Below are 18,366 nucleotides of genomic sequence, written 5' to 3'. Positions count from 1 at the left end.
CCCTTATGGACGGTCATCCACACCCTCGTTCTTGGCCGGCGGGATCAGGTCTTCACTGTTCAGGTTCAGCCAGATCAGCACCACGTTGGCGATATAGATCGACGAGTAGGTACCGGCCATGACACCGATGAACAGTGCCAGGGAGAAGCCGAACAGGTTGTCACCCCCGAAGAACAGCAGCGCAGCGATTGCCAGCAAGGTCGAAACCGAGGTGGCGACGGTACGCAGCAGGGTCTGGGTGGTGGAGACGTTGATGTTCTCGATCAGCGAAGCCTTGCGCATCACGCGGAAGTTCTCACGCACCCGGTCGAACACGACGATGGTGTCGTTCAGCGAGTAGCCGATGATCGCCAGCACCGCCGCCAGCACCGTCAGGTCGAAGGTGATCTGGAAGAACGACAGGATACCCAGGGTCACCACCACGTCGTGGATCAGCGACACGATGGCGCCGACCGCGAACTTCCACTGGAAGCGGAAGGCCAGGTAGATGAGGATGCCGCCCAGCGCCAGCAGCATGCCGAGACCACCCTGGTCACGCAGCTCTTCACCGACCTGCGGCCCGACGAACTCGACTCGCTTGAGCGTGGCCGGGTTGTCACCGCCGATCTTCTGCAAGGCTTCAGCCACCTTGTTGCCCAACTGCGGGTCATCACCCGGCATGCGCACCAGCAGGTCGGTGGTGGCGCCGAAGCTCTGCACCACAGCTTCATGGAAGCCGGAATTGGCCAGCTCGGTGCGCACGGTCTGCAGATCGGCCGGGTGCTCGTAGGTCAGCTCGATCAGCGTACCGCCGGTGAAGTCCAGGCCGAAGTTCAGACCCTTGTGCCACCAGCTGAACAGCGCCAGCACGGTAAGGAGCACGGTAACGGCGAACGCGACATTGCGCACGCCCATGAAATTGATGGTTTTCATCGTAGCTCCCTCAAACCCACAGCTTCTTGATGTCACGCCCGCCGCAGGTCAGGTTGACCAAGGCACGGGTCACCATCACGGCAGTGAACATCGATGTGAAAATCCCGAGGGACATGGTCACCGCGAAGCCTTTGACTGGCCCGGTACCCATCGCGAACAGGATACCCCCCACCAGCAAGGTGGTCAGGTTGGCATCGACAATCGCCGAATAGGCGCGATTGAAGCCTTCGTGGATGGCGCGCTGTACCGACATGCCTGCGGCCAGCTCTTCGCGGATACGCGAGAAGATCAGCACGTTGGCGTCTACCGCCATACCCATGGTCAGTACGATACCGGCGATACCTGGCAGGGTCAGTGTCGCACCCAACAGCGACATCAACGCCAGCAGCAGCACCATGTTGCCCGCCAGGGCTATGGTTGCCAGTACGCCGAAGCCACGATAGATGGCGATGATGAACAGCGAGACGAACAGCATGCCCCACAGCGATGCATCGATACCCTTGGTGATGTTGTCGGCACCCAGGCTTGGACCGATGGTACGTTCCTCGGCGAAGTACATCGGCGCGGCCAGACCACCGGCACGCAGCAGCAGGGCCAATTCGGACGACTCGCCCTGGCCGTTCAGGCCGGTGATGCGGAACTGGCTACCCAGCGGCGACTGGATGGTCGCCAGGCTGATGATCTTCTTCTCTTCCTGGAAGCTCTGTACCGGCACTTCCTTCTCGACGCCGTCGACAGTCTGCTTGACGTAGCGGGTAACCGGCTTCTGCTCGATGAAGATCACCGCCATGCTGCGGCCGACGTTGCTGCGCGTGGCGCGGCTCATCAGCTCGCCACCGTGGCCGTCGAGGCGGATGTTCACCTGCGGGCGACCGTGCTCGTCAAAGCTGGCCTGGGCGTCGGTGACCTGGTCACCAGTGATGATCAGGCCACGCTCGACCGGAGCGGAACGGCCGCCTTCACGGAACTCGAAGACCTCGGTAGTGGCCTTGGATGCACCCGGTTCGGCACCGAAGCGGAACTCCAGGTTGGCGGTCTTGCCGAGGATACGCTTGGCTTCGGCAGTGTCCTGCACGCCTGGCAGCTCGACCACGATGCGGTTGGCGCCCTGGCGCTGTACCAGCGGCTCGGCTACGCCCAGCTCGTTGACCCGGTTGCGCACGGTGGTGAGGTTCTGCTTGATCGAGTATTCGCGGATCTCGGCGACTTTCGCCTGGGTCAGCGCCAGACGCAGCACCGCGACGTCATTGCGCTCGGTGGTGGTCAGGTCGAAATCATTGAAATTCTTGCGGATCAGGGCACGTGCCTGTTCACGGGTAGCATCGTCAGCGAAGCCCAGCATGATGCCGCCATCCTGCTGAGGCAGGCTGCGGTAGCGGACGCGCTCTTTGCGCAGCAAGGTCTTGACCTCGCCTTCGTAGACTTTCATGCGGGCGCTCATGGCCTTGTCCATGTCCACTTCCAGCAGGAAGTGCACACCACCGGACAGGTCCAGGCCCAGCTTCATCGGGCTCGCACCCAGGTTGCGCAGCCATTGCGGAGTGGTCTGGGCCAGGTTCAGGGCCACGACGTAATCATCGCCCAGTGCCTTGCGCACTACATCCTTGGCTGGCAGCTGGTCTTCCTGGTTGGTCAGGCGTACCAGGCCGCTGCCCTTCTCGCCCAGGCTCGCACCCTTGACGGTGATACCGGCTTCGGTCAGCGCCTTGGTGACGCGATCGAGTTCGGCCTGGTTCACGTGCAGCGCCGAGCTGGCACCGCTGATCTGCACCGCCGGGTCATCCGGGTAGAGGTTGGGAGCGGAATAAATAAAACCGATCGCCAGTACCAACACGATCAGTGCGTATTTCCACAGAGGGTATTTGTTCAGCATCACGCCGCCCGTTCAAGACGCGGGGCGCGTTGCGCGCCCCGACTGGAAAGAAAAACCGGTAACTCAGATAGCCTTGAGCGTACCTTTTGGCAGGGTCGCGGCAATGGCGCCCTTCTGGAACTTCAGCTCGACAGTGTCGGACACTTCCAGCACCACGAAATCATCCGAGACCTTGACGATCTTGCCAGCGATGCCGCCGTTGGTGACAACTTCGTCACCTTTTTGCAAGTTGCTCAGCAGGTTCTTCTGCTCTTTGGCACGTTTGGCCTGTGGGCGCCAGATCATCAAGTAGAAGATGACCAGGAAACCTACCAGGAAAATCCACTCGAAGCCGGTGCCGGCTGGGCCAGCGGCGGGTGCAGCAGCGTCCGCATAGGCGGCGGGGATCAAGAAGCTCATTGGGCACTCCAGTTGTAAAGTTCTAATAAGTTAGTGCGAACAGTCAGTCCAAAGGCGGGACGGGAAGCCCGCGCTTGGCGTAGAAGGCGTCGACAAAGGCGGCCAATTTACCCTGTTGAATAGCCTCGCGTAAACCGGCCATCAAGCGCTGGTAATGGCGCAAGTTGTGGATGGTATTCAGCATGCTGCTCAGCATTTCGCCGCACTTGTCCAGGTGGTGCAGATACGCGCGGGAGAAGTTGGTGCAGGTGTAGCAATCACAGGTCGGATCCAGCGGCGAATCATCGTGGCGATGGAACGCGTTGCGGATCTTGATCACCCCTGTATCGACGAACAGATGGCCGTTGCGCGCATTGCGCGTGGGCATCACGCAGTCGAACATGTCGACGCCGCGGCGCACACCCTCAACGAGATCTTCCGGTTTGCCTACCCCCATAAGGTAACGAGGTTTGTCAGCGGGCATCTGCGCGGGCAGGTAATCCAGCACCTTGATCATTTCGTGCTTGGGTTCGCCCACCGACAGGCCGCCGATGGCCAGGCCGTCGAAGTCGATGTTGACCAGCGCCTCCAGCGAGCGCATGCGCAGGTCCTGGTACATGCCACCCTGGACGATACCGAACAGCGCCGCGGTGTTGTCACCGTGGGCGTTCTTCGAACGCTGGGCCCAGCGCAGCGACAGCTCCATGGACGTACGCGCCACGTCGTGCTCGGCCGGGTACGGCGTGCATTCGTCGAAGATCATCACGATGTCCGAACCCAGGTCGCGCTGCACCTGCATGGACTCTTCGGGGCCCATGAACACCTTGGAGCCGTCGACCGGCGAGGCGAAGGTCACGCCCTCTTCCTTGATCTTGCGCATGGCGCCCAGGCTGAACACCTGGAAACCACCGGAGTCGGTGAGGATCGGGCCTTTCCACTGCATGAAATCGTGCAGGCCGTTGTGCTTCTTGATCACCTCGGTGCCCGGGCGCAGCCACAGGTGGAAGGTGTTGCCGAGGATGATCTCGGCGCCGATGGCCTCGATGTCACGCGGCAGCATGCCCTTGACCGTGCCATAGGTACCTACCGGCATGAACGCCGGGGTCTCGACCGTGCCACGGGGGAAGGTCAGACGGCCACGACGGGCCTTGCCGTCGGTGGCCAGCAGTTCGAAGGACATTCGACAGGTGCGACTCATGCTTGATCCTCGGGGCCGCGCGGCGCCGGATTGCGGGTGATGAACATGGCATCACCGTAACTGAAGAAGCGGTAACCGTTCTCGACCGCCGCCGCGTAGGCAGCCATGGTTTCGGGGTAACCGGCGAAGGCCGAGACCAGCATCAGCAGCGTGGACTCCGGCAGGTGGAAGTTGGTGACCAGGGCATCGACCACGTGGAATGGCCGGCCCGGGTAGATGAAGATGTCGGTGTCGCCACTAAAGGCCTTCAGCACGCCATCGCGCGCCGCGCTCTCCAGCGAGCGCACGCTGGTGGTGCCGACCGCGACCACGCGGCCGCCACGGGCACGGCAGGCGGCAATGGCATCGACCACGTCCTGGCTCACTTCGAGCCATTCCTTGTGCATGTGGTGGTCTTCGATCTTGTCGACCCGCACCGGCTGGAAGGTGCCGGCGCCCACGTGCAGGGTGACGAAGGCGCGCTCGACGCCCTTGGCGGCGATCTTCTCCAGCAGCGCCTCGTCGAAATGCAGGCCGGCAGTCGGAGCGGCCACGGCGCCCGCGCGCTCGGCGTAGACGGTCTGATAGCGCTCACGGTCGGCGCCCTCGTCGGGGCGGTCGATGTACGGCGGCAGCGGCATGTGGCCGACACGCTCGAGCAGTGGCAGCACCTCTTCGGTGAAGCGCAGCTCGAACAGCGTCTCGTGGCGCGCGACCATTTCGGCCTCGCCACCGCCATCGATGAGGATCACCGCACCCTCCTTGGGCGCCTTGCTGGCGCGCACGTGGGCGAGCACGCGGTGGCTGTCGAGCACGCGCTCGACCAGCACTTCCAGCTTGCCGCCGGAGGCTTTCTGGCCAAACAGCCGCGCAGGGATCACCCGGGTGTTGTTGAACACCATCAGGTCGCCAGGGCGCAAATAGTCGAGCAGATCGGTGAACTGCTTGTGCGCCAGCGCCCCGCTCGGCCCATCGAGGACCAGCAGTCGGCTGCCATGGCGCTCGGCCAGTGGGTGGCGGGCGATCAGGGAATCGGGAAGTTCGAAGGAAAAATCGGCGACGCGCATGATGATGTTCGGGTTCGGCAGGGCCGGGAAGTTTAGCCCAATGTGTGAAAATTGACCATGAAAGCCGATTGACCGACCAGAGGTAGCTCTCTATACTGCGCGCCACACGCCCTGATGGCGGAATTGGTAGACGCGGCGGATTCAAAATCCGTTTTCGAAAGGAGTGGGAGTTCGAGTCTCCCTCGGGGCACCAAATCCAGAAAAAGCCGACCTTATGGTCGGTTTTTTTGTGCCTGGGATTTGGGCATACCGCACCTGTACCCCTCAATTTTGACGCCACCACGATGACCGCCCACCTCCTGGGCATGGCTGCAATCTATTGGCCAGCACCCCACCCTCTACTTAAGATGTCATTCGTCAGATGTATGCATAAAGTATTGCCGCGATGATGGCTCTTAGCCATAGTTGCGCTCCCAATTCTTGGCCCATGTGCAAATCATGAAATCTACCGTGCCCTGTCTGGCAACAATGATGTTGCTGAGTGGGTGCAATGGAATGCCGACCACCTATGTCTCGGACCCTGTCTACGACCAGGCTTTCGTCGTCACCTCGGGCGCCCCGCTGCCAATGCTGCTGATGGCCACCGCTATCCAGTGGAACGAGGACTACGCCGTCACCGCCAAACACACGCCCTTCCTGCGCAACGTGGTCCACGAAGGCCTCGGTGACGTGGTGTTCTTCAAGCACAAGGCCACCCAGGTTCCGCTCTGGCGCCAATACGTGCCGGGCGAATCAGTGACCGCGGTCGGTTTCAACAGCCTGATGATGCCGGTACAGGGCAAAGGCCACACACTGGACTCACTGGTGCGCCTGGAAGGCACACCCGGCAGCGTCTTCTATTCGGTACATGACGGCCCGATGGTCAAAGGCATGTCCGGAGGGCCGGTGTTTGCCGAAGACGGCAAGGTGGTCGGGATCAATGTGGCGTTCATTCCCAAGGATGAGATCGACAGCCGCAACCGGCCCGACCTGGCCGACAAGGCGCGGGTCAGCGTGTTCATGTCGTACAGCGAGATCGACAAGGAATGGCGGCGCTTCCAGTACCTGGCGCACAAGCCCCGCCCTGCGGGCGCACCTGCTGCGGTCAAAGGCTACGTGGCCGTGGCAACCAAACCCTGAGCCCTACTGGATCAGGCGGAGCATTCCGCCTGATCGCCATCATTTTGCGGGCCACCAGAATTGCAGCGTTATCTGCGCATCAGCGCTTTACCCCTGCGGACACCAGCACCGATAATGTCACTTTGAAATCATCGCCCCGACAGACGTGAGGGGCTGACATGGAGTTGGTATGTCCCAAATGGAGCAAGCGCTGCCCGCTACGCGCAGTAATCGGATCACCACGCTGATAGCGAAGATCATGACCGGGGTAGGTGTCGTACTGGGGGGCATGTGGGCCATCATCACCTACCTGGTACCTGATCCCAGCGTCTTCGGATTCGGTTTCATCAACTGGCGAAACATCGTTTTGCTGGTCAGTACGTTCCTGTTGCTATCGAGCCTGTCGATCTGCTGGCAGATTCGCAACTTGCCCAAGATGATGCGCGGTACGCTGACCACGGCCTTGATCGTGGTGCTGTCATTCGCCTTTTTCACGCTGGGCACCGAGTATGCAAAGCCAAGTTTCGAGTTTGCCAAGGTCCAGTCGACCATCATTGAAAACGATGGCAGCAACCTGTTGGGCAAGCGCATCGAAGTGGTCGATGACATACGCGTCGAACTGGTCGAATGCGAGAACATCGGGCGCTTTCCTACCTGCACCTTCCAGTTGACCAACCTGGGGATGGACCGCTCGTTCAGCTTCAACGGCAACTCACGCATGTTCGACGAAGCCGGGGCCCCACTGAAGATCAATCAAATGCGCGTAGGCCAGCAACCCAATAACGTCTGGAACGACTTCCAGTTGATCCGCAACGTCACGACTTCGGTGACGTTGCAGTTCCAGGAGGCCGACAGAAAAATTGAGCGCTCGCCGTCAATCAAACTCATTTTCCGCACACGCGGTAATGACGAACAGGCACTCAAGTTCAACGACGTGGCACTGAGCAATCACTCGTAACCTTGCCTGGAAACCTCAAGAGGCCCTGTCACGGCACAGGGCTTTCCCCCGCTCCCTTGCTAGCGCCATTACACTGGGCAGGGCGTGTGCGAGGCCAGAGCCGCACACGCAGAACTCAGTCAACGCTAGAAGGACCTGCCATGTTCCTCACCCATCGCCCCGTCCAGCCCAGCGACATCCCTGCCGTCTGCTGCTTCCCCCAAGGCCCGGACGAGCTGTTCTACATGTTCCCCAAGGCCACCTACCCCCTCACCCCCGCGCAACTGACCGACGCCATTGCCCAGCGCAGCGGTTCCACGGTAGTGGAAGCCGAAGGTGTGGTGCTCGGTTTCGCCAATTTCTACAAAGCCGAACACGGCGGCATCTGCGCCTTGGGCAACGTGGTGGTAGCCCCAGCCGCACGCGGCCAAGGCGTAGCGCGTTACCTGGTGCAACGCATGGTCGAACTGGCCCGCGAGCAGTACGCGGCGAGCGAGGTCTGGGTGTCGTGCTTCAATCACAACACGGCGGGGTTGCTGCTTTATCCACAGTTGGGTTTTGTTCCGTTTGGAATAGAGGAACGGCAGGCGCCTGATGGCAAGCGGGTGGCGTTGGTACAGATGAAGCAAGCATTGGCCTGAACAACGCATTCCTCAATGGGTGTAGTCCAGTTACCCGCGTTATCGTGTCACTCCCTGTAACACCCCTCGACGAATGACAGCGAACCTTGCCGCCCCCTCGACGTCCGATCCTGCATTGCCCCATCTCGAGGCCCCCCGCGTGAAAGACATCATCGCCCGCAAGTACCGCCTGGTGGTGAAGACCTTCGGCTACATCGGCTGGTCGCTGTTCTGGCTGCTGATATGGGACGTGCTGGTCACCATCGACTTCATGCTGTTCTTCAACAGCAAGTTCACCTTGCCGCTGATCCCGCTGACCCTTCTGGGCTCGGCGCTGGTGGTGTTGGTGAGCTTTCGCAACAGCAGCGCCTACAACCGCTGGTGGGAGGCGCGAACGCTGTGGGGTGCGCTGGTGAACAGTTCGCGCAGTTTCGCCCGACAGACACTGACACTGATCGACGACACGGATGAAGGACTGAACCCGGTGAAGGCCACGCTGCTGCGTCGGCATATCGCCTACGTGAACTGCCTGGCGGCGCATCTCAAGGGCGAAGCCTGCCCCGACGAGCTGATGGCATTCATCCCGCCGGCCGAGTTCGAACGGCGCAACCGCTCGAACAACTTTGCCAATGACATTCTTGGCGGCTCGGCCGCACTGCTGGCGCGCGAATACCAGGCCGGGCGACTGGACAGCATTCGCCTGGCGCGGTTGGAGTCGACGCTGGTCGACCTGTCCAACGCCCAGGGCGGTATGGAGCGGATCGCCAATACACCGCTGCCCTACCCTTATGTGTATTTTCCGCGGCTGTTCATCACGCTGTTCTGCCTGATCGTGCCGGTGGGGCTGGTGGAGTCGCTGGGTTGGTTTACCCCGCTGGCGTCCACGGTGGTCGGCTTCATGCTGCTGGCGATCGAGCGGATCGGCACCGACCTGCAGAGCCCGTTTCGCTTCAGCGAGCACCAGATTCAAATGGACACTATTTGCGAAACCATCGAGCGCAACCTGGAGTCGATGCAACGGGAAGCACAATGCGGGGAGTTGCAGCGGTAAGGGCTGCTTGCAGTCCCAGCTAGCTGTCAGGCCCGCACATACCGCTGGCGCAACACGTCACTGAAGGCATCCACCAGCAACACCAGCAGCAGCATCGCCAGGATCACGGTGCTGGCCTGCGCCTCCTGAAACAGGCTCAGGGTGGTATACAGCATCTGCCCCAGCCCGCCGGCTCCGACAAAACCCAGCACGCTGGCCATGCGGATGTTGTTTTCCCAGCGGTACAAGCTGTAAGCCAGTAACTGTGGCCACAAATTGGGCAACGTGCCAAAGCAGAACGCCGCCACCTGCCCGCCTCCCTGAAGGCGAATCGCCGCCGCCGGCTCCACCGGTGCATTTTCCAGCGCCTCGGCGAACAGTCGCCCCAACACACCTGCCGTGTGCAGCGCCAGGGCCAGGGTGCCGGCATTGGGCCCCAACCCGGCGGCCAGCACCGTCAGCGCCGCCCACACCAGCTCTGGGATCGCCCGCAAGGCATTGAGCAGCAAGCGCGCCGCCGCTTGCAGTGGCCAACCGAATCGCCCCGCTGCTGGCAAGGCCAGGAGCATACCGAGCACCATCGCCAGCAGCGTCCCCAACCCCGACATGGCCAAGGTTTCCAGTGCACCCTGCCCCACTGCACGCAGGTGCTCTGTGGATAAGTCCGGATGCAGGAAGCGCCGCGCATACTCGCCCATCTGCCCCAAACCACCATCGCCAACCATCGCATGCAGATCCATCTGCAGGTAGCTGAACGACGCGACCACCGCAGCGACGATGGCACCGATGACCAGCACATTGGCCACCCGGCTCATGCCAACCTCCCGCGCAAGAAGCGGCTCAACAGATCAGCCAGTAGCACCAGCCCGAAGAACGCGAGCAACATGCTCGCCACTTCCCCGCCGGCGAACATGCGCATCGACAGGTCGATCTGCTGCCCCAGCCCGCCTGCACCGACAAAGCCCATCACTACCGATGCCCGCACTGCGCACTCCCAGCGATACACGGTGTACGACACCAACTCTGACCCTGCACTCGGCAAGATGCCGTAGCAGAAGGCCGCCAGCCGACCACTGCCGGCCTGCAGCAATGCATGTGCGGGGCGCTGGTCGACCGATTCGAAGATTTCCGCATAGACCTTGCCGAGCATGCCGCTGTAAGTGATGGCGATAGCCAGCACACCGGCAGTCGGCCCCAGGCCCACGACACGGACGAACAACAGCGCCCAGACGATTTCCGGCACGCTGCGCAAAAAGATCAGCAACCCGCGAACCGGCATCCGTACCAGCCGCGACCACCCACCGGCTCGACCGCCCCGGGACGCTGCACGCAACGACAAGGCACGGCTGGCCATAAGGCTGGCCGGAATCGCCAGAAGCAGCGCGAAAGCCATGCCGGCAGTGGCAACGGCCAGCGTCTGCAGGGTGGCGCTGTACAACAGTTCGAGAAACGCTGCATCGTGCGCCGGCGGCCAAAAAGCACGGGTAAAACTCGCGATCTGCTGACGGTTTTCCACCTGCAGCAATACCCCAGGGTTGAGCTCACTCAGCTGCAACCCAGGCCACAACACGACCAGGGCAAGCAAGGTGAACATCAACCGTGGCCGTAATGCCGGGTCGCGAGCGTCGGCCGTCAGCATCGGGGGATCTGCACGGTCAGGGTCGGCCCCTGAACAACTGGCGAGCCCAGTTGCTCGTTGGCATAAAGGGCATCGAGCATCTGCTCGCTCACCGCTTCGGCCGCGCAATCGAACACCACCCGGCCTTCGCGAATGCCAATCACCCGGGGGAAATGCGCCAGGGCCAACTCGACCGCATGCAGGCTGGCGACCAGGGTGACGCCGTTGGCCTGGGCATGGCGGTTGAGCAGCGCCAGGCTGTGCTCGGCCAGCACCGGGTCCATGGCCGATACCGGTTCATCGGTCAGCAGCACTTCAGGACGCTGATATAGCGCCCTGGCGATACCGACCCGCTGCAACTGGCCACCGGACAACTGCCCGCACTGGACGAACAACTTGTCGGCCAGGCCCAGCTCCGCCAGCACCTGGCGCGCGCCCGGCACGTCGGTTGGCCATATCAAGTTGAGCAGGCCGCGCAACGTGCCCCACTGCCCCAGACGACCGGCCAGCACCGCCGTCACCACCCGCTGGCGCGGCGGCAAGGGCGGCGCCTGATGCACCAGGCCAATCCGTGCACGCAAGCGCTGGCGCGCACGGGCAGACAGTGCCCAAGGCTGTTCGCCGAACAATTCCAGACGCCCACTGCTGGGGTGCACGGCAGTCGCTATCAGGTGCAGCAAGCTGGACTTGCCGGCCCCTGAAGGGCCGATGATCGCCACTCGTTCACCCTTGTCGATGCGCAAGCTTATCGACTCCAGCGCACGGACCTGGCCGTGGCTCAGGCCGGCGCCGTGTACATGGATGGTCACTTGAGCAGGCCAGCCTCACGAGCAGCCTGCTCGGTACCCTTGTAGTTCTCAGGCTTGGTCTCGATGAAGCGGCTGGCCGCCTGCAGGTCGAGGATCGCCTTGTGCTCCGGGTTGGCCGGGTCAAGGTCGAGGAAGGCTTTCTTGATTCGCTCTTTCAGCGCCGCGTCCATGTTGCCGCTCACGGTCCAGTTGTAGTCGTAGTAGGCCGGGGTGGTGGCGAATACCTTGACCTTGTCGGTATCGACCTTGCCCGCATCGACCAGCTTCTGCCAGACGCTGGCATTGAGCACGCCGCCGTCGACCTTGTCGGCCTGCACCCAGGCTACGGTGGCGTCATGGGCGCCGGAATAGGCCACGCGGCTGAAGTACTTATCGGGCTCTTTGATGCCGTATTCCTTGTTCATGAAGTAGCGCGGCATCAGGCTGCCGGAAGTGGACGAGATCGAACCGAAGGCGAACGACTTGCCCTTGAGATCTGCCAGGCTCTTCACGTTCGGGTCTGCGGTGATGAACTTGGAAGTAAACTGGGCATCTTGCTCACGCTGCACCAGCGGCGTGGCGTTAGGATCTTTGAGGTGCACCTGAACGAAGGTGAAGCCGCCCAACCAAGCCAGGTCCAGGCGGTTGCTGGCCAGCGCTTCGACCACCGCCGGGTAGTCGGCCACCGGTACGAATTTCACCTCCATGCCCAGTTGCTTGGACAGGTAATCGCCCAGCGGCTTGAACTTGCGCAGCAGTTCGGTCGGCGCCTCATCAGGGATGGCACTGACGCGCAAGGTGTCAGCGGCCTGGGCGACAACGGCACAGCAGGACAGCACGAGGCCGGCGGCGAGCGCCAATGGGCGTTTGAGCATGGGGGTTCTCCGGTTCGATAGCGGGGAAAATTGCGGCAACCTGCCGACCGTGGGAAGTATAAGAGCCACAGGCGCAAAGGCCAGCTTTGCTACAATCGCGCAACAATTTGATCTTGAGGTGCGTATGAGCGAGCCGATTCGCCTGACCCAGTACAGCCACGGCGCCGGCTGTGGTTGCAAGATTTCCCCCAAGGTGCTGGATGTGATCCTGGCCGAAAGCGGCGCCCAGGCCCTGGACCCGAAACTGTGGGTCGGTAATGCTTCGCGCGACGATGCCGCCGTCTATGCCCTGGATGACGAACGTGGCGTTGTCTCTACCACCGATTTCTTCATGCCCATCGTCGACGACCCGTATGACTTCGGCCGTATCGCCGCAACCAACGCCATCAGTGACATCTACGCCATGGGCGGTGACCCGCTGATGGCCATCGCCATCCTCGGCTGGCCGGTCAACGTGCTGCCGCCTGAAGTGGCCCGCGAAGTGATCCGCGGCGGCCGCGCAGTATGCGCCGAGGCCGGCATTCCCCTGGCCGGCGGCCACTCCATCGACGCACCCGAGCCGATCTTCGGCCTGGCCGTGACCGGCGTGGTCAGCAAACGCCACCTCAAGCGCAATGACACCGCCACCGTGGGTTGCCGGCTGTACCTGACCAAGCCCCTGGGTATCGGCATCCTCACCACCGCCGAGAAAAAGGCCAAGCTGCGCGAACAGGACCAGGGCCTGGCGCGTGACTGGATGTGCACCCTCAATACCCCGGGCAGCCGCTTCGGCAAGCTCGACGGGGTCAAGGCGATGACCGACGTGACCGGTTTCGGCCTGCTCGGCCACCTGGTCGAACTGGCCGAGGGCAGCGGCCTCACCGCCCTGCTGGACTACGCCGCCGTTCCGCGTCTGCCGAGCGTCGACCATTACCTGGCCGAGGGCTGCATCCCTGGCGGTACCCTGCGCAACTTCGAAAGCTATGGTCACAAGATCGGCACGCTGAGCGACGAGCAGAAGCACCTGCTGTGTGACCCGCAGACCAGCGGCGGATTACTGGTTGCCGTCAGCCCAGATGGCGAAACCGAATTCCTCGCGCTGGCCACCGAACTGGGCCTGCAACTGTCGCCGATCGGCACGCTGGTCGAGCGACAGAGCCACGCGGTCGAGGTGAGCTGATGCGCCCCGACTGCACCGACTTGCGCCAGCTGTTTCTCGATGACGCGCCGATGATGGACATGCGCGCGCCCATCGAGTTTGTCAAAGGCGCCTTCCCCACCGCCGTCAACCTGCCGCTGATGACCGACCAGGAGCGGCAGAGGGTGGGCACCTGCTACAAGCAGCAAGGCCAGGCCGCCGCCATCACCCTCGGCCATCAACTGGTCAGCGGTGCCATCAAGCGCGAGCGCCTGCATGCCTGGGCCAGCTTCGCCAAGGCCCACCCCAACGGCTACCTGTATTGCTTCCGCGGCGGCCTGCGCTCGCTGATCGTCCAGCAATGGCTGCGCGATGAGGCCGGCATCGAGTACCCCCGCATCAAGGGTGGCTACAAGGCCATGCGTACCTTCCTGCTGGAGACCACCCAAGCGGCTGTCGAGCAGTGCGATTTCGTGCTGGTGGGCGGCCTGACCGGCACTGGCAAGACCGATGTGCTGCACCAGTTGAACAATGTGATCGACCTCGAAGGCCACGCCAACCACCGCGGCTCGAGTTTCGGTAAACGCGTCACCGCTCAGCCGGCGCAGATCGATTTCGAGAACAAGCTGGCGATCGACGTGCTGAAAAAGCGCGCCCGCGGCATCGAACAGTTCGTGTTGGAAGATGAAGGTCGAATCGTCGGCAGTTGCACGGTGCCCCTGGCGCTGTACCAAGGCATGCAGCAGTACCCGATGGTGTGGCTGGAGGACAGCTTCGAAAACCGTGTGCAACGTATCCTGCGCGACTATGTGATCAACCTGTGCGCCGAGTTCGTCGCGCTGCATGGCGAGGAGGATGGTCGCCGGCTGTTCGCCGAGCGCTTGTTACAGAGCATGGCCAATATCCACAAGCGGCTGGGGGGCGAGCGCTTCAAGCGCTTGCACGAGATCCTGCGTGACGCACTGCAAGAGCAGGCGCGAAGTGGTACGGTGGATTTGCACCGGGGTTGGATCGAGGGCTTGCTGCAGGAGTACTACGACCCGATGTATGCCTATCAGCGCGCGGCCAAGGCCGAGCGGATCGAGTTTGCCGGGGATGCCGTGGAAGTGCGCGAGTACCTCAAGGCTCGTAGACGCTGAGGGCCGCATTGCGGACCATCGCCGGCAAGCCGGCTCCCACAGCCGCTGATACTGTGGGAGCCGGCTTGCCGGCGATGGGGCATCGCAGGACACATCACTGCCCAGGGCTGAGCACCCGCTCCAGTTCCGCCGCCCGCTCCCGTGTCATGTCCAGCACACACATCCCCCCTTCTAGCTGAGCCATGGTCCCGCCACTGGCCTGCACATGGAACCGGCAGTTGGCATCGCGATAGCCGATCCACTGCCGTTGCACCTCACGCAAGCTTTTCTGCTGCCCGCTATCCAGCCTGCCCAGCAACTGCTTGTAGACGCGGTTCAGCCGCGCGTCCTGCAACTTTGTCTCGGCCTGGATACAAGCGCTCATGGCTACCGTACTGGACGCCTTGTCCATGCACTGGGTATAGGCCTGGGAGTTGTCATCAGCCATCGCCAGCGGCATGCAAATGGCCAGGCTCAACCCCATCAGATACTGCTTGTTCATCTCGATTCTCCTTGGCGAACGTCAAAATGCTTGCAGCTGCTCGGGCGGCATCAGCACCTTGCCCGGCTCGAAGCGCAGCGAAGGCATCTGCGTGGCGGCATACAAAGCGACCGCCAGCGCCGCGATCAGTGCCACATCCAGCCAATGCCAACCCGGCATGTCGGCACTGCTGCGTGCTTTCCAGCAATACCAAGCCTGCCCTGCGCAAAATAGGGCAATTGACGTCAACCAGAGATAAAAACCTGCACCAAAGCCTGTGCGCGTCTGAAATGCATAGCTGATGTTATCCGGCAGCCGTTCGATACCAAAGCTGCTGGCCGCCAGGTACAACGCACACAATCCCGCCACCAACGCCAGCCGTCGATAGCGCCGATGCGCTAGGACGGCCAGGGCCAGCAGAGGATTGGCAAACCACTGAAACAGCCCGAACGGCACACCCCAGGGCCCGTACAGCAACATCTGCAAGGCCGGCATGTGCCTACCAGCCCCCATCAACGCGCCGTCGAAACACAGGGCCAGCAAGTACAGGGCAAGGCTGCAGGTCAGGTAGAAAGCCGTCATGCCACAGGTGGCTCGAGCAGCAGACCGTAGATGCCGGAGTCGGAAAGCTCGCCCGCCACACACCAGCGGGCACGCAAGGTGCCTTCGAGGACGAAGCCTTGGCGTTCGAGCGTGCGCGCCGAACCCTGGTTGCGGGGGTCGATCTCGCCTTCCAGGCGGCGCATGTGCAGGGTGTGGGCGAGGTAGTCGATGAAACAGGTCAGCGCCTCGTCCATGTAGCCCCTGCCCTGCACCGCACTGGCCAGGCAATAGCCGATTTCACCTCGCCGGGAGACGTCATCGATGTTGAAAAGCTGAACCATGCCGATCAGTTCGCCATTGTCGCGACGGTACATGCCCAGCTTGAGCTGCTCGCCGCTGGCATAGGCCTCACGGTCGGCGGCCAGAGCGCTTTCGGCCTCGGCCAGGTTCTGCCAGGGCGCGTGGTGCCAATAGCGCATGACCTCGGGGTCGGCCATGATCGCCAACCACTGCGCGGCGTCGCCGTGGCGCATGGGCCGAAGTTGCAGGCGCGGGCTGTCGAGGCACAGGTCGCTGGGGAAACTGCGGGGTGGGGTCACGCCGGATCTCCTGTCCATTGCTGGGGAGATGACAGTCTACCGTCATGTGGTGCTTTAGGGTGCCTGGCTTGGGTGTTGTGGTGGCGCGAAAATCGAGCGCCACCCCACATGGGTTGCAACGTACTTACGCCAATCTGGTCAAGGTTGTTCGCCTTGCACCCACCAGCCATTTGTATTTCATGATGGATCAGGCCACCTCGGCCCCCTCATCGGGCCAGTGCGGCTCGTTGGCCCCCGGCGGCGTCAGCGGTGGCAGACCATAGGCTGCACGCGCATCATCGCAGCTAGGGTTATGCACTCCACCCTCCCACGACGCCTCGAACTCTCGGCACGGGCTGGAACGGTTGGCGTAGATGGTGCACGCCACCTCTTTACCGATCTCGCCCTGCAAGCTCACGCAGCGGCAGGGTTTGGCGTCGGTACCGATCATCGCAACGCGGGTCGGGTTGATCTGCACCACCAGGTCATCAGGCACGAGGCCGCCGGCAGACTGGCATTCGCCCCAGAAGAAGGACACACGGAAATACCCGCAGCAGGCGCCGCAGTCAAGGCAAGGGTTGTATTCGGACATGATGGCACGGGGGGGAAAGGTTGTTGTTATCGGGGCGAGGCCCGCGGCGCCATTTGTAATCGAAGCCAGGTCGGCTGAGAAGAGGGGTAATGAAAAATAGTTTGCCGCCGATCCGACAGCATCAGGGGCCGCTTCGCGACCCCTGATCCAGCATTACTTGCGTACCAGGCCGTCAGCCCGGAACATTTGCCGGATGCCCCGAATAGCCTGGCGAATGCGGTCCTGGTTCTCGATCAGGGCGAAGCGCACGTGATCGTCGCCATAGTCACCGAAACCGATCCCCGGCGACACGCACACCTTGGCCTCGGCCAGCAGCTTCTTGGAAAACTCCAGCGAGCCCAGATGGGCGTACTGTTCCGGGATCTTGGCCCAGACGTACATCGACGCCTTGGGGTTCTCGACCATCCAACCCAGCTCGTGCAGGCCCTTGACCAGCAGATTGCGGCGCTGGCGGTACTGCTCGGCGATGTCACGCACACACTGTTGGTCACCTTCCAGCGCGGCGATTGCCGCCACCTGCAGCGGGGTGAAGGTGCCGTAGTCGTGATAGCTCTTGATGCGGGCCAGCGCGCTCACCAGCTCGGGGTTGCCGACCATGAAGCCGATCCGCCAGCCGGCCATGTTGTAGCTTTTGGACAGGGTGAAGAATTCCACCGCGATGTCCTTCGCGCCTGGCACCTGCATGATCGATGGGGCCTTCCAGCCGTCGTAGACGATGTCGGCGTAGGCCAGGTCGTGCACTACCAGCACATCGTATTGCTTGGCGAGGGCTACCACACGTTCGAAGAAGTCCAGTTCGACACACTGGGCGGTGGGGTTGGAGGGGAAGCCAAGGATCATCATCTTCGGCTTGGGGATCGACTCGCGGATCGCTCGCTCGAGTTCGTTGAAGAAGTCCACGCCCGGCACCAACGGTACCGAACGCACCTGGGCACCGGCGATGACCGCACCGTAGATGTGGATCGGGTAGCTCGGGTTAGGCACCAGCACGGTGTCGCCATGGTCGAGGGTGCCGAGCATCAAGTGCGCCAGGCCCTCTTTGGAGCCGATGGTGACGATGGCTTCGCTTTCCGGGTCGATGGCGACGTCGTAGCGTTCCTTGTACCAATTGGAGATGGCACGGCGCAGGCGCGGAATGCCGCGGGACGTGGAGTAACCGTGGGTGTCCTCGCGCTGGGCGACCTGCACCAGCTTCTCGACGATGTGCGGCGGCGTGGCCCCGTCGGGGTTGCCCATGCTCAGGTCGATGATGTCCTCGCCGCGGCGGCGGGCTGCCATCTTGAGCTCGGCGGTGATGTTGAAGACGTAAGGGGGGAGACGATCGATGCGCGCGAAGCGGCGCGGCGAACCTGGGTTGGCCATGGTTACCTCTGAGTACGTAAGCGCCCGGAACCGTCCGAGCGACGCTGGCCGCTGCGGCGGCCGAATCAGAAGATAATGCCGAAACATCTTACTTGTAAATGACAATTTCCTGTTTCGATAGAACTTTTCAGATGAATTGATTGAAAATTCGAATTTTATGCTTTCTCGTCTGGCCCTATCGCCGGCAAGCCGGCTCCCACTG

General features: G+C 62.3%; 20 protein-coding genes and 1 tRNA gene. 7 read left to right on the top strand and 14 right to left on the bottom strand.

The genetic code is table 11. The features are described from left to right. Positions 1–3: 3 nt before the first annotated feature. From secF to queA, 5 genes are all read right to left on the bottom strand, one after another. Positions 4–912 (bottom strand): protein translocase subunit SecF, encoded by a 909-nt coding sequence (gene secF / locus KU43P_RS04560; protein ID WP_317661250.1) that lies wholly within the window; start codon positions 910–912, stop codon positions 4–6. A 10-nt stretch (positions 913–922) separates the two neighbouring features. Next, positions 923–2,785 (bottom strand): protein translocase subunit SecD, encoded by a 1,863-nt coding sequence (gene secD, locus KU43P_RS04555; protein ID WP_317661249.1) that lies wholly within the window; start codon positions 2,783–2,785, stop codon positions 923–925. 63 nt (positions 2,786–2,848) lie between these two features. Then, a complete protein-coding gene (gene yajC, locus KU43P_RS04550) occupies positions 2,849–3,184 on the bottom strand; it encodes a preprotein translocase subunit YajC (protein WP_008092587.1) in 336 nt (111 codons plus the stop codon). 43 nt (positions 3,185–3,227) lie between these two features. Then, a complete protein-coding gene (tgt, locus tag KU43P_RS04545) occupies positions 3,228–4,343 on the bottom strand; it encodes a tRNA guanosine(34) transglycosylase Tgt (RefSeq protein WP_162144435.1) in 1,116 nt (371 codons plus the stop codon). 14 nt (positions 4,344–4,357) lie between these two features. Beyond that, positions 4,358–5,407: a tRNA preQ1(34) S-adenosylmethionine ribosyltransferase-isomerase QueA gene (gene queA / locus KU43P_RS04540; RefSeq protein ID WP_317661248.1), complete on the bottom strand. Its 1,050-nt coding sequence runs from the start codon at positions 5,405–5,407 to the stop codon at positions 4,358–4,360. Positions 5,408–5,515: 108 nt separating this feature from the next. On the opposite strand from queA, the gene KU43P_RS04535 reads away from it, so the two are divergent. The 5 genes from KU43P_RS04535 to KU43P_RS04515 all read left to right on the top strand — a co-directional run bounded on the left by KU43P_RS04535 (position 5,516) and on the right by KU43P_RS04515 (position 9,113). Further along, positions 5,516–5,600 (top strand) — tRNA-Leu (locus KU43P_RS04535). 278 nt (positions 5,601–5,878) lie between these two features. Continuing rightward, positions 5,879–6,526 carry a trypsin-like peptidase domain-containing protein gene (locus KU43P_RS04530; RefSeq protein ID WP_317661247.1) on the top strand — a complete coding sequence of 216 codons (648 nt, stop codon included), beginning with the start codon at positions 5,879–5,881 and terminating at the stop codon, positions 6,524–6,526. Positions 6,527–6,695: 169 nt separating this feature from the next. After that, entirely contained in the window at positions 6,696–7,463 is a 768-nt protein-coding gene (locus KU43P_RS04525) for a hypothetical protein (RefSeq protein WP_317661246.1), read from the top strand. 140 nt (positions 7,464–7,603) lie between these two features. Next, entirely contained in the window at positions 7,604–8,083 is a 480-nt protein-coding gene (locus KU43P_RS04520) for a GNAT family N-acetyltransferase (RefSeq protein ID WP_317661245.1), read from the top strand. Positions 8,084–8,222: 139 nt separating this feature from the next. Further along, entirely contained in the window at positions 8,223–9,113 is an 891-nt protein-coding gene (locus tag KU43P_RS04515; RefSeq protein ID WP_317661244.1) for a bestrophin family protein, read from the top strand. A 26-nt stretch (positions 9,114–9,139) separates the two neighbouring features. Here the strand turns inward: KU43P_RS04515 and phnE are convergent, their stop codons facing one another. From phnE to KU43P_RS04495, 4 genes are read right to left on the bottom strand one after another with little or no spacing between them, the layout of a single operon-like run. Then, on the bottom strand, positions 9,140–9,907 hold the full coding sequence (phnE, locus tag KU43P_RS04510) for a phosphonate ABC transporter, permease protein PhnE (RefSeq protein WP_317661243.1): 768 nt from the start codon (positions 9,905–9,907) through the stop codon (positions 9,140–9,142). Next, entirely contained in the window at positions 9,904–10,731 is an 828-nt protein-coding gene (locus KU43P_RS04505) for a PhnE/PtxC family ABC transporter permease (RefSeq protein WP_317661242.1), read from the bottom strand. The genes phnE and KU43P_RS04505 overlap by 4 nt, the downstream gene beginning before the upstream one ends. Beyond that, positions 10,725–11,519: a phosphonate ABC transporter ATP-binding protein gene (locus KU43P_RS04500; protein ID WP_317661241.1), complete on the bottom strand. Its 795-nt coding sequence runs from the start codon at positions 11,517–11,519 to the stop codon at positions 10,725–10,727. The genes KU43P_RS04505 and KU43P_RS04500 overlap by 7 nt, the downstream gene beginning before the upstream one ends. Further along, on the bottom strand, positions 11,516–12,373 hold the full coding sequence (locus KU43P_RS04495; RefSeq protein WP_317661240.1) for a putative selenate ABC transporter substrate-binding protein: 858 nt from the start codon (positions 12,371–12,373) through the stop codon (positions 11,516–11,518). The genes KU43P_RS04500 and KU43P_RS04495 overlap by 4 nt, the downstream gene beginning before the upstream one ends. A gap of 124 nt (positions 12,374–12,497) precedes the next feature. Between KU43P_RS04495 and selD the strand changes: the two genes are divergently transcribed. After that, positions 12,498–13,532, top strand: a complete 1,035-nt coding sequence (selD, locus tag KU43P_RS04490) for a selenide, water dikinase SelD (RefSeq protein ID WP_317661239.1) — start codon at positions 12,498–12,500, stop codon at positions 13,530–13,532. Further along, entirely contained in the window at positions 13,532–14,629 is a 1,098-nt protein-coding gene (gene mnmH, locus KU43P_RS04485) for a tRNA 2-selenouridine(34) synthase MnmH (protein ID WP_317661238.1), read from the top strand. The genes selD and mnmH overlap by 1 nt, the downstream gene beginning before the upstream one ends. Positions 14,630–14,723: 94 nt before the next feature. On the opposite strand, the gene KU43P_RS04480 is transcribed toward mnmH, so the two are convergent. From KU43P_RS04480 to alaC, 5 genes are all read right to left on the bottom strand, one after another. Further along, the gene (locus KU43P_RS04480) at positions 14,724–15,110 is read right to left on the bottom strand and encodes a lysozyme inhibitor LprI family protein (RefSeq protein WP_317661237.1); all 387 of its coding nucleotides are present in this window, start codon (positions 15,108–15,110) and stop codon (positions 14,724–14,726) included. A 21-nt stretch (positions 15,111–15,131) separates the two neighbouring features. Then, positions 15,132–15,671, bottom strand: a complete 540-nt coding sequence (locus tag KU43P_RS04475) for a hypothetical protein (RefSeq protein ID WP_317661236.1) — start codon at positions 15,669–15,671, stop codon at positions 15,132–15,134. Next, the gene (locus tag KU43P_RS04470; protein WP_317661235.1) at positions 15,668–16,231 is read right to left on the bottom strand and encodes a GNAT family N-acetyltransferase; all 564 of its coding nucleotides are present in this window, start codon (positions 16,229–16,231) and stop codon (positions 15,668–15,670) included. The genes KU43P_RS04475 and KU43P_RS04470 overlap by 4 nt, the downstream gene beginning before the upstream one ends. 187 nt (positions 16,232–16,418) lie before the next feature. Next, the gene (locus KU43P_RS04465; RefSeq protein WP_317661234.1) at positions 16,419–16,802 is read right to left on the bottom strand and encodes a YkgJ family cysteine cluster protein; all 384 of its coding nucleotides are present in this window, start codon (positions 16,800–16,802) and stop codon (positions 16,419–16,421) included. Positions 16,803–16,955: 153 nt separating this feature from the next. After that, the gene (gene alaC / locus KU43P_RS04460; protein ID WP_317661233.1) at positions 16,956–18,164 is read right to left on the bottom strand and encodes an alanine transaminase; all 1,209 of its coding nucleotides are present in this window, start codon (positions 18,162–18,164) and stop codon (positions 16,956–16,958) included. Positions 18,165–18,366 lie beyond the last annotated feature (202 nt).

Source organism: Pseudomonas sp. KU43P (genome assembly GCF_033095865.1).
Taxonomy (GTDB): domain Bacteria; phylum Pseudomonadota; class Gammaproteobacteria; order Pseudomonadales; family Pseudomonadaceae; genus Aquipseudomonas.
The sequence above is the reverse complement of the archived record's forward strand: the minus strand, read 5'-3'. Positions and strand labels throughout refer to the sequence as shown.

Excerpts from the sequence above, each read along its gene's own strand:
- mnmH (WP_317661238.1), top strand. The coding sequence starts at position 13,532 with ATGCGCCCCGACTGCACCGACTTGCGCCAGCTGTTTCTCGATGACGCG.
- KU43P_RS04495 (WP_317661240.1), bottom strand. The coding sequence starts at position 12,373 with ATGCTCAAACGCCCATTGGCGCTCGCCGCCGGCCTCGTGCTGTCCTGC.
- phnE (WP_317661243.1), bottom strand. The coding sequence starts at position 9,907 with ATGAGCCGGGTGGCCAATGTGCTGGTCATCGGTGCCATCGTCGCTGCG.
- KU43P_RS04505 (WP_317661242.1), bottom strand. The coding sequence starts at position 10,731 with ATGCTGACGGCCGACGCTCGCGACCCGGCATTACGGCCACGGTTGATG.
- KU43P_RS04525 (WP_317661246.1), top strand. The coding sequence starts at position 6,696 with ATGTCCCAAATGGAGCAAGCGCTGCCCGCTACGCGCAGTAATCGGATC.
- queA (WP_317661248.1), bottom strand. The coding sequence starts at position 5,407 with ATGCGCGTCGCCGATTTTTCCTTCGAACTTCCCGATTCCCTGATCGCC.
- KU43P_RS04465 (WP_317661234.1), bottom strand. The coding sequence starts at position 16,802 with ATGTCCGAATACAACCCTTGCCTTGACTGCGGCGCCTGCTGCGGGTAT.
- KU43P_RS04480 (WP_317661237.1), bottom strand. The coding sequence starts at position 15,110 with ATGAACAAGCAGTATCTGATGGGGTTGAGCCTGGCCATTTGCATGCCG.
- yajC (WP_008092587.1), bottom strand. The coding sequence starts at position 3,184 with ATGAGCTTCTTGATCCCCGCCGCCTATGCGGACGCTGCTGCACCCGCC.
- KU43P_RS04530 (WP_317661247.1), top strand. The coding sequence starts at position 5,879 with ATGTTGCTGAGTGGGTGCAATGGAATGCCGACCACCTATGTCTCGGAC.
- KU43P_RS04520 (WP_317661245.1), top strand. The coding sequence starts at position 7,604 with ATGTTCCTCACCCATCGCCCCGTCCAGCCCAGCGACATCCCTGCCGTC.
- tgt (WP_162144435.1), bottom strand. The coding sequence starts at position 4,343 with ATGTCCTTCGAACTGCTGGCCACCGACGGCAAGGCCCGTCGTGGCCGT.
- secD (WP_317661249.1), bottom strand. The coding sequence starts at position 2,785 with ATGCTGAACAAATACCCTCTGTGGAAATACGCACTGATCGTGTTGGTA.
- secF (WP_317661250.1), bottom strand. The coding sequence starts at position 912 with ATGAAAACCATCAATTTCATGGGCGTGCGCAATGTCGCGTTCGCCGTT.
- alaC (WP_317661233.1), bottom strand. The coding sequence starts at position 18,164 with ATGGCCAACCCAGGTTCGCCGCGCCGCTTCGCGCGCATCGATCGTCTC.
- selD (WP_317661239.1), top strand. The coding sequence starts at position 12,498 with ATGAGCGAGCCGATTCGCCTGACCCAGTACAGCCACGGCGCCGGCTGT.
- KU43P_RS04475 (WP_317661236.1), bottom strand. The coding sequence starts at position 15,671 with ATGACGGCTTTCTACCTGACCTGCAGCCTTGCCCTGTACTTGCTGGCC.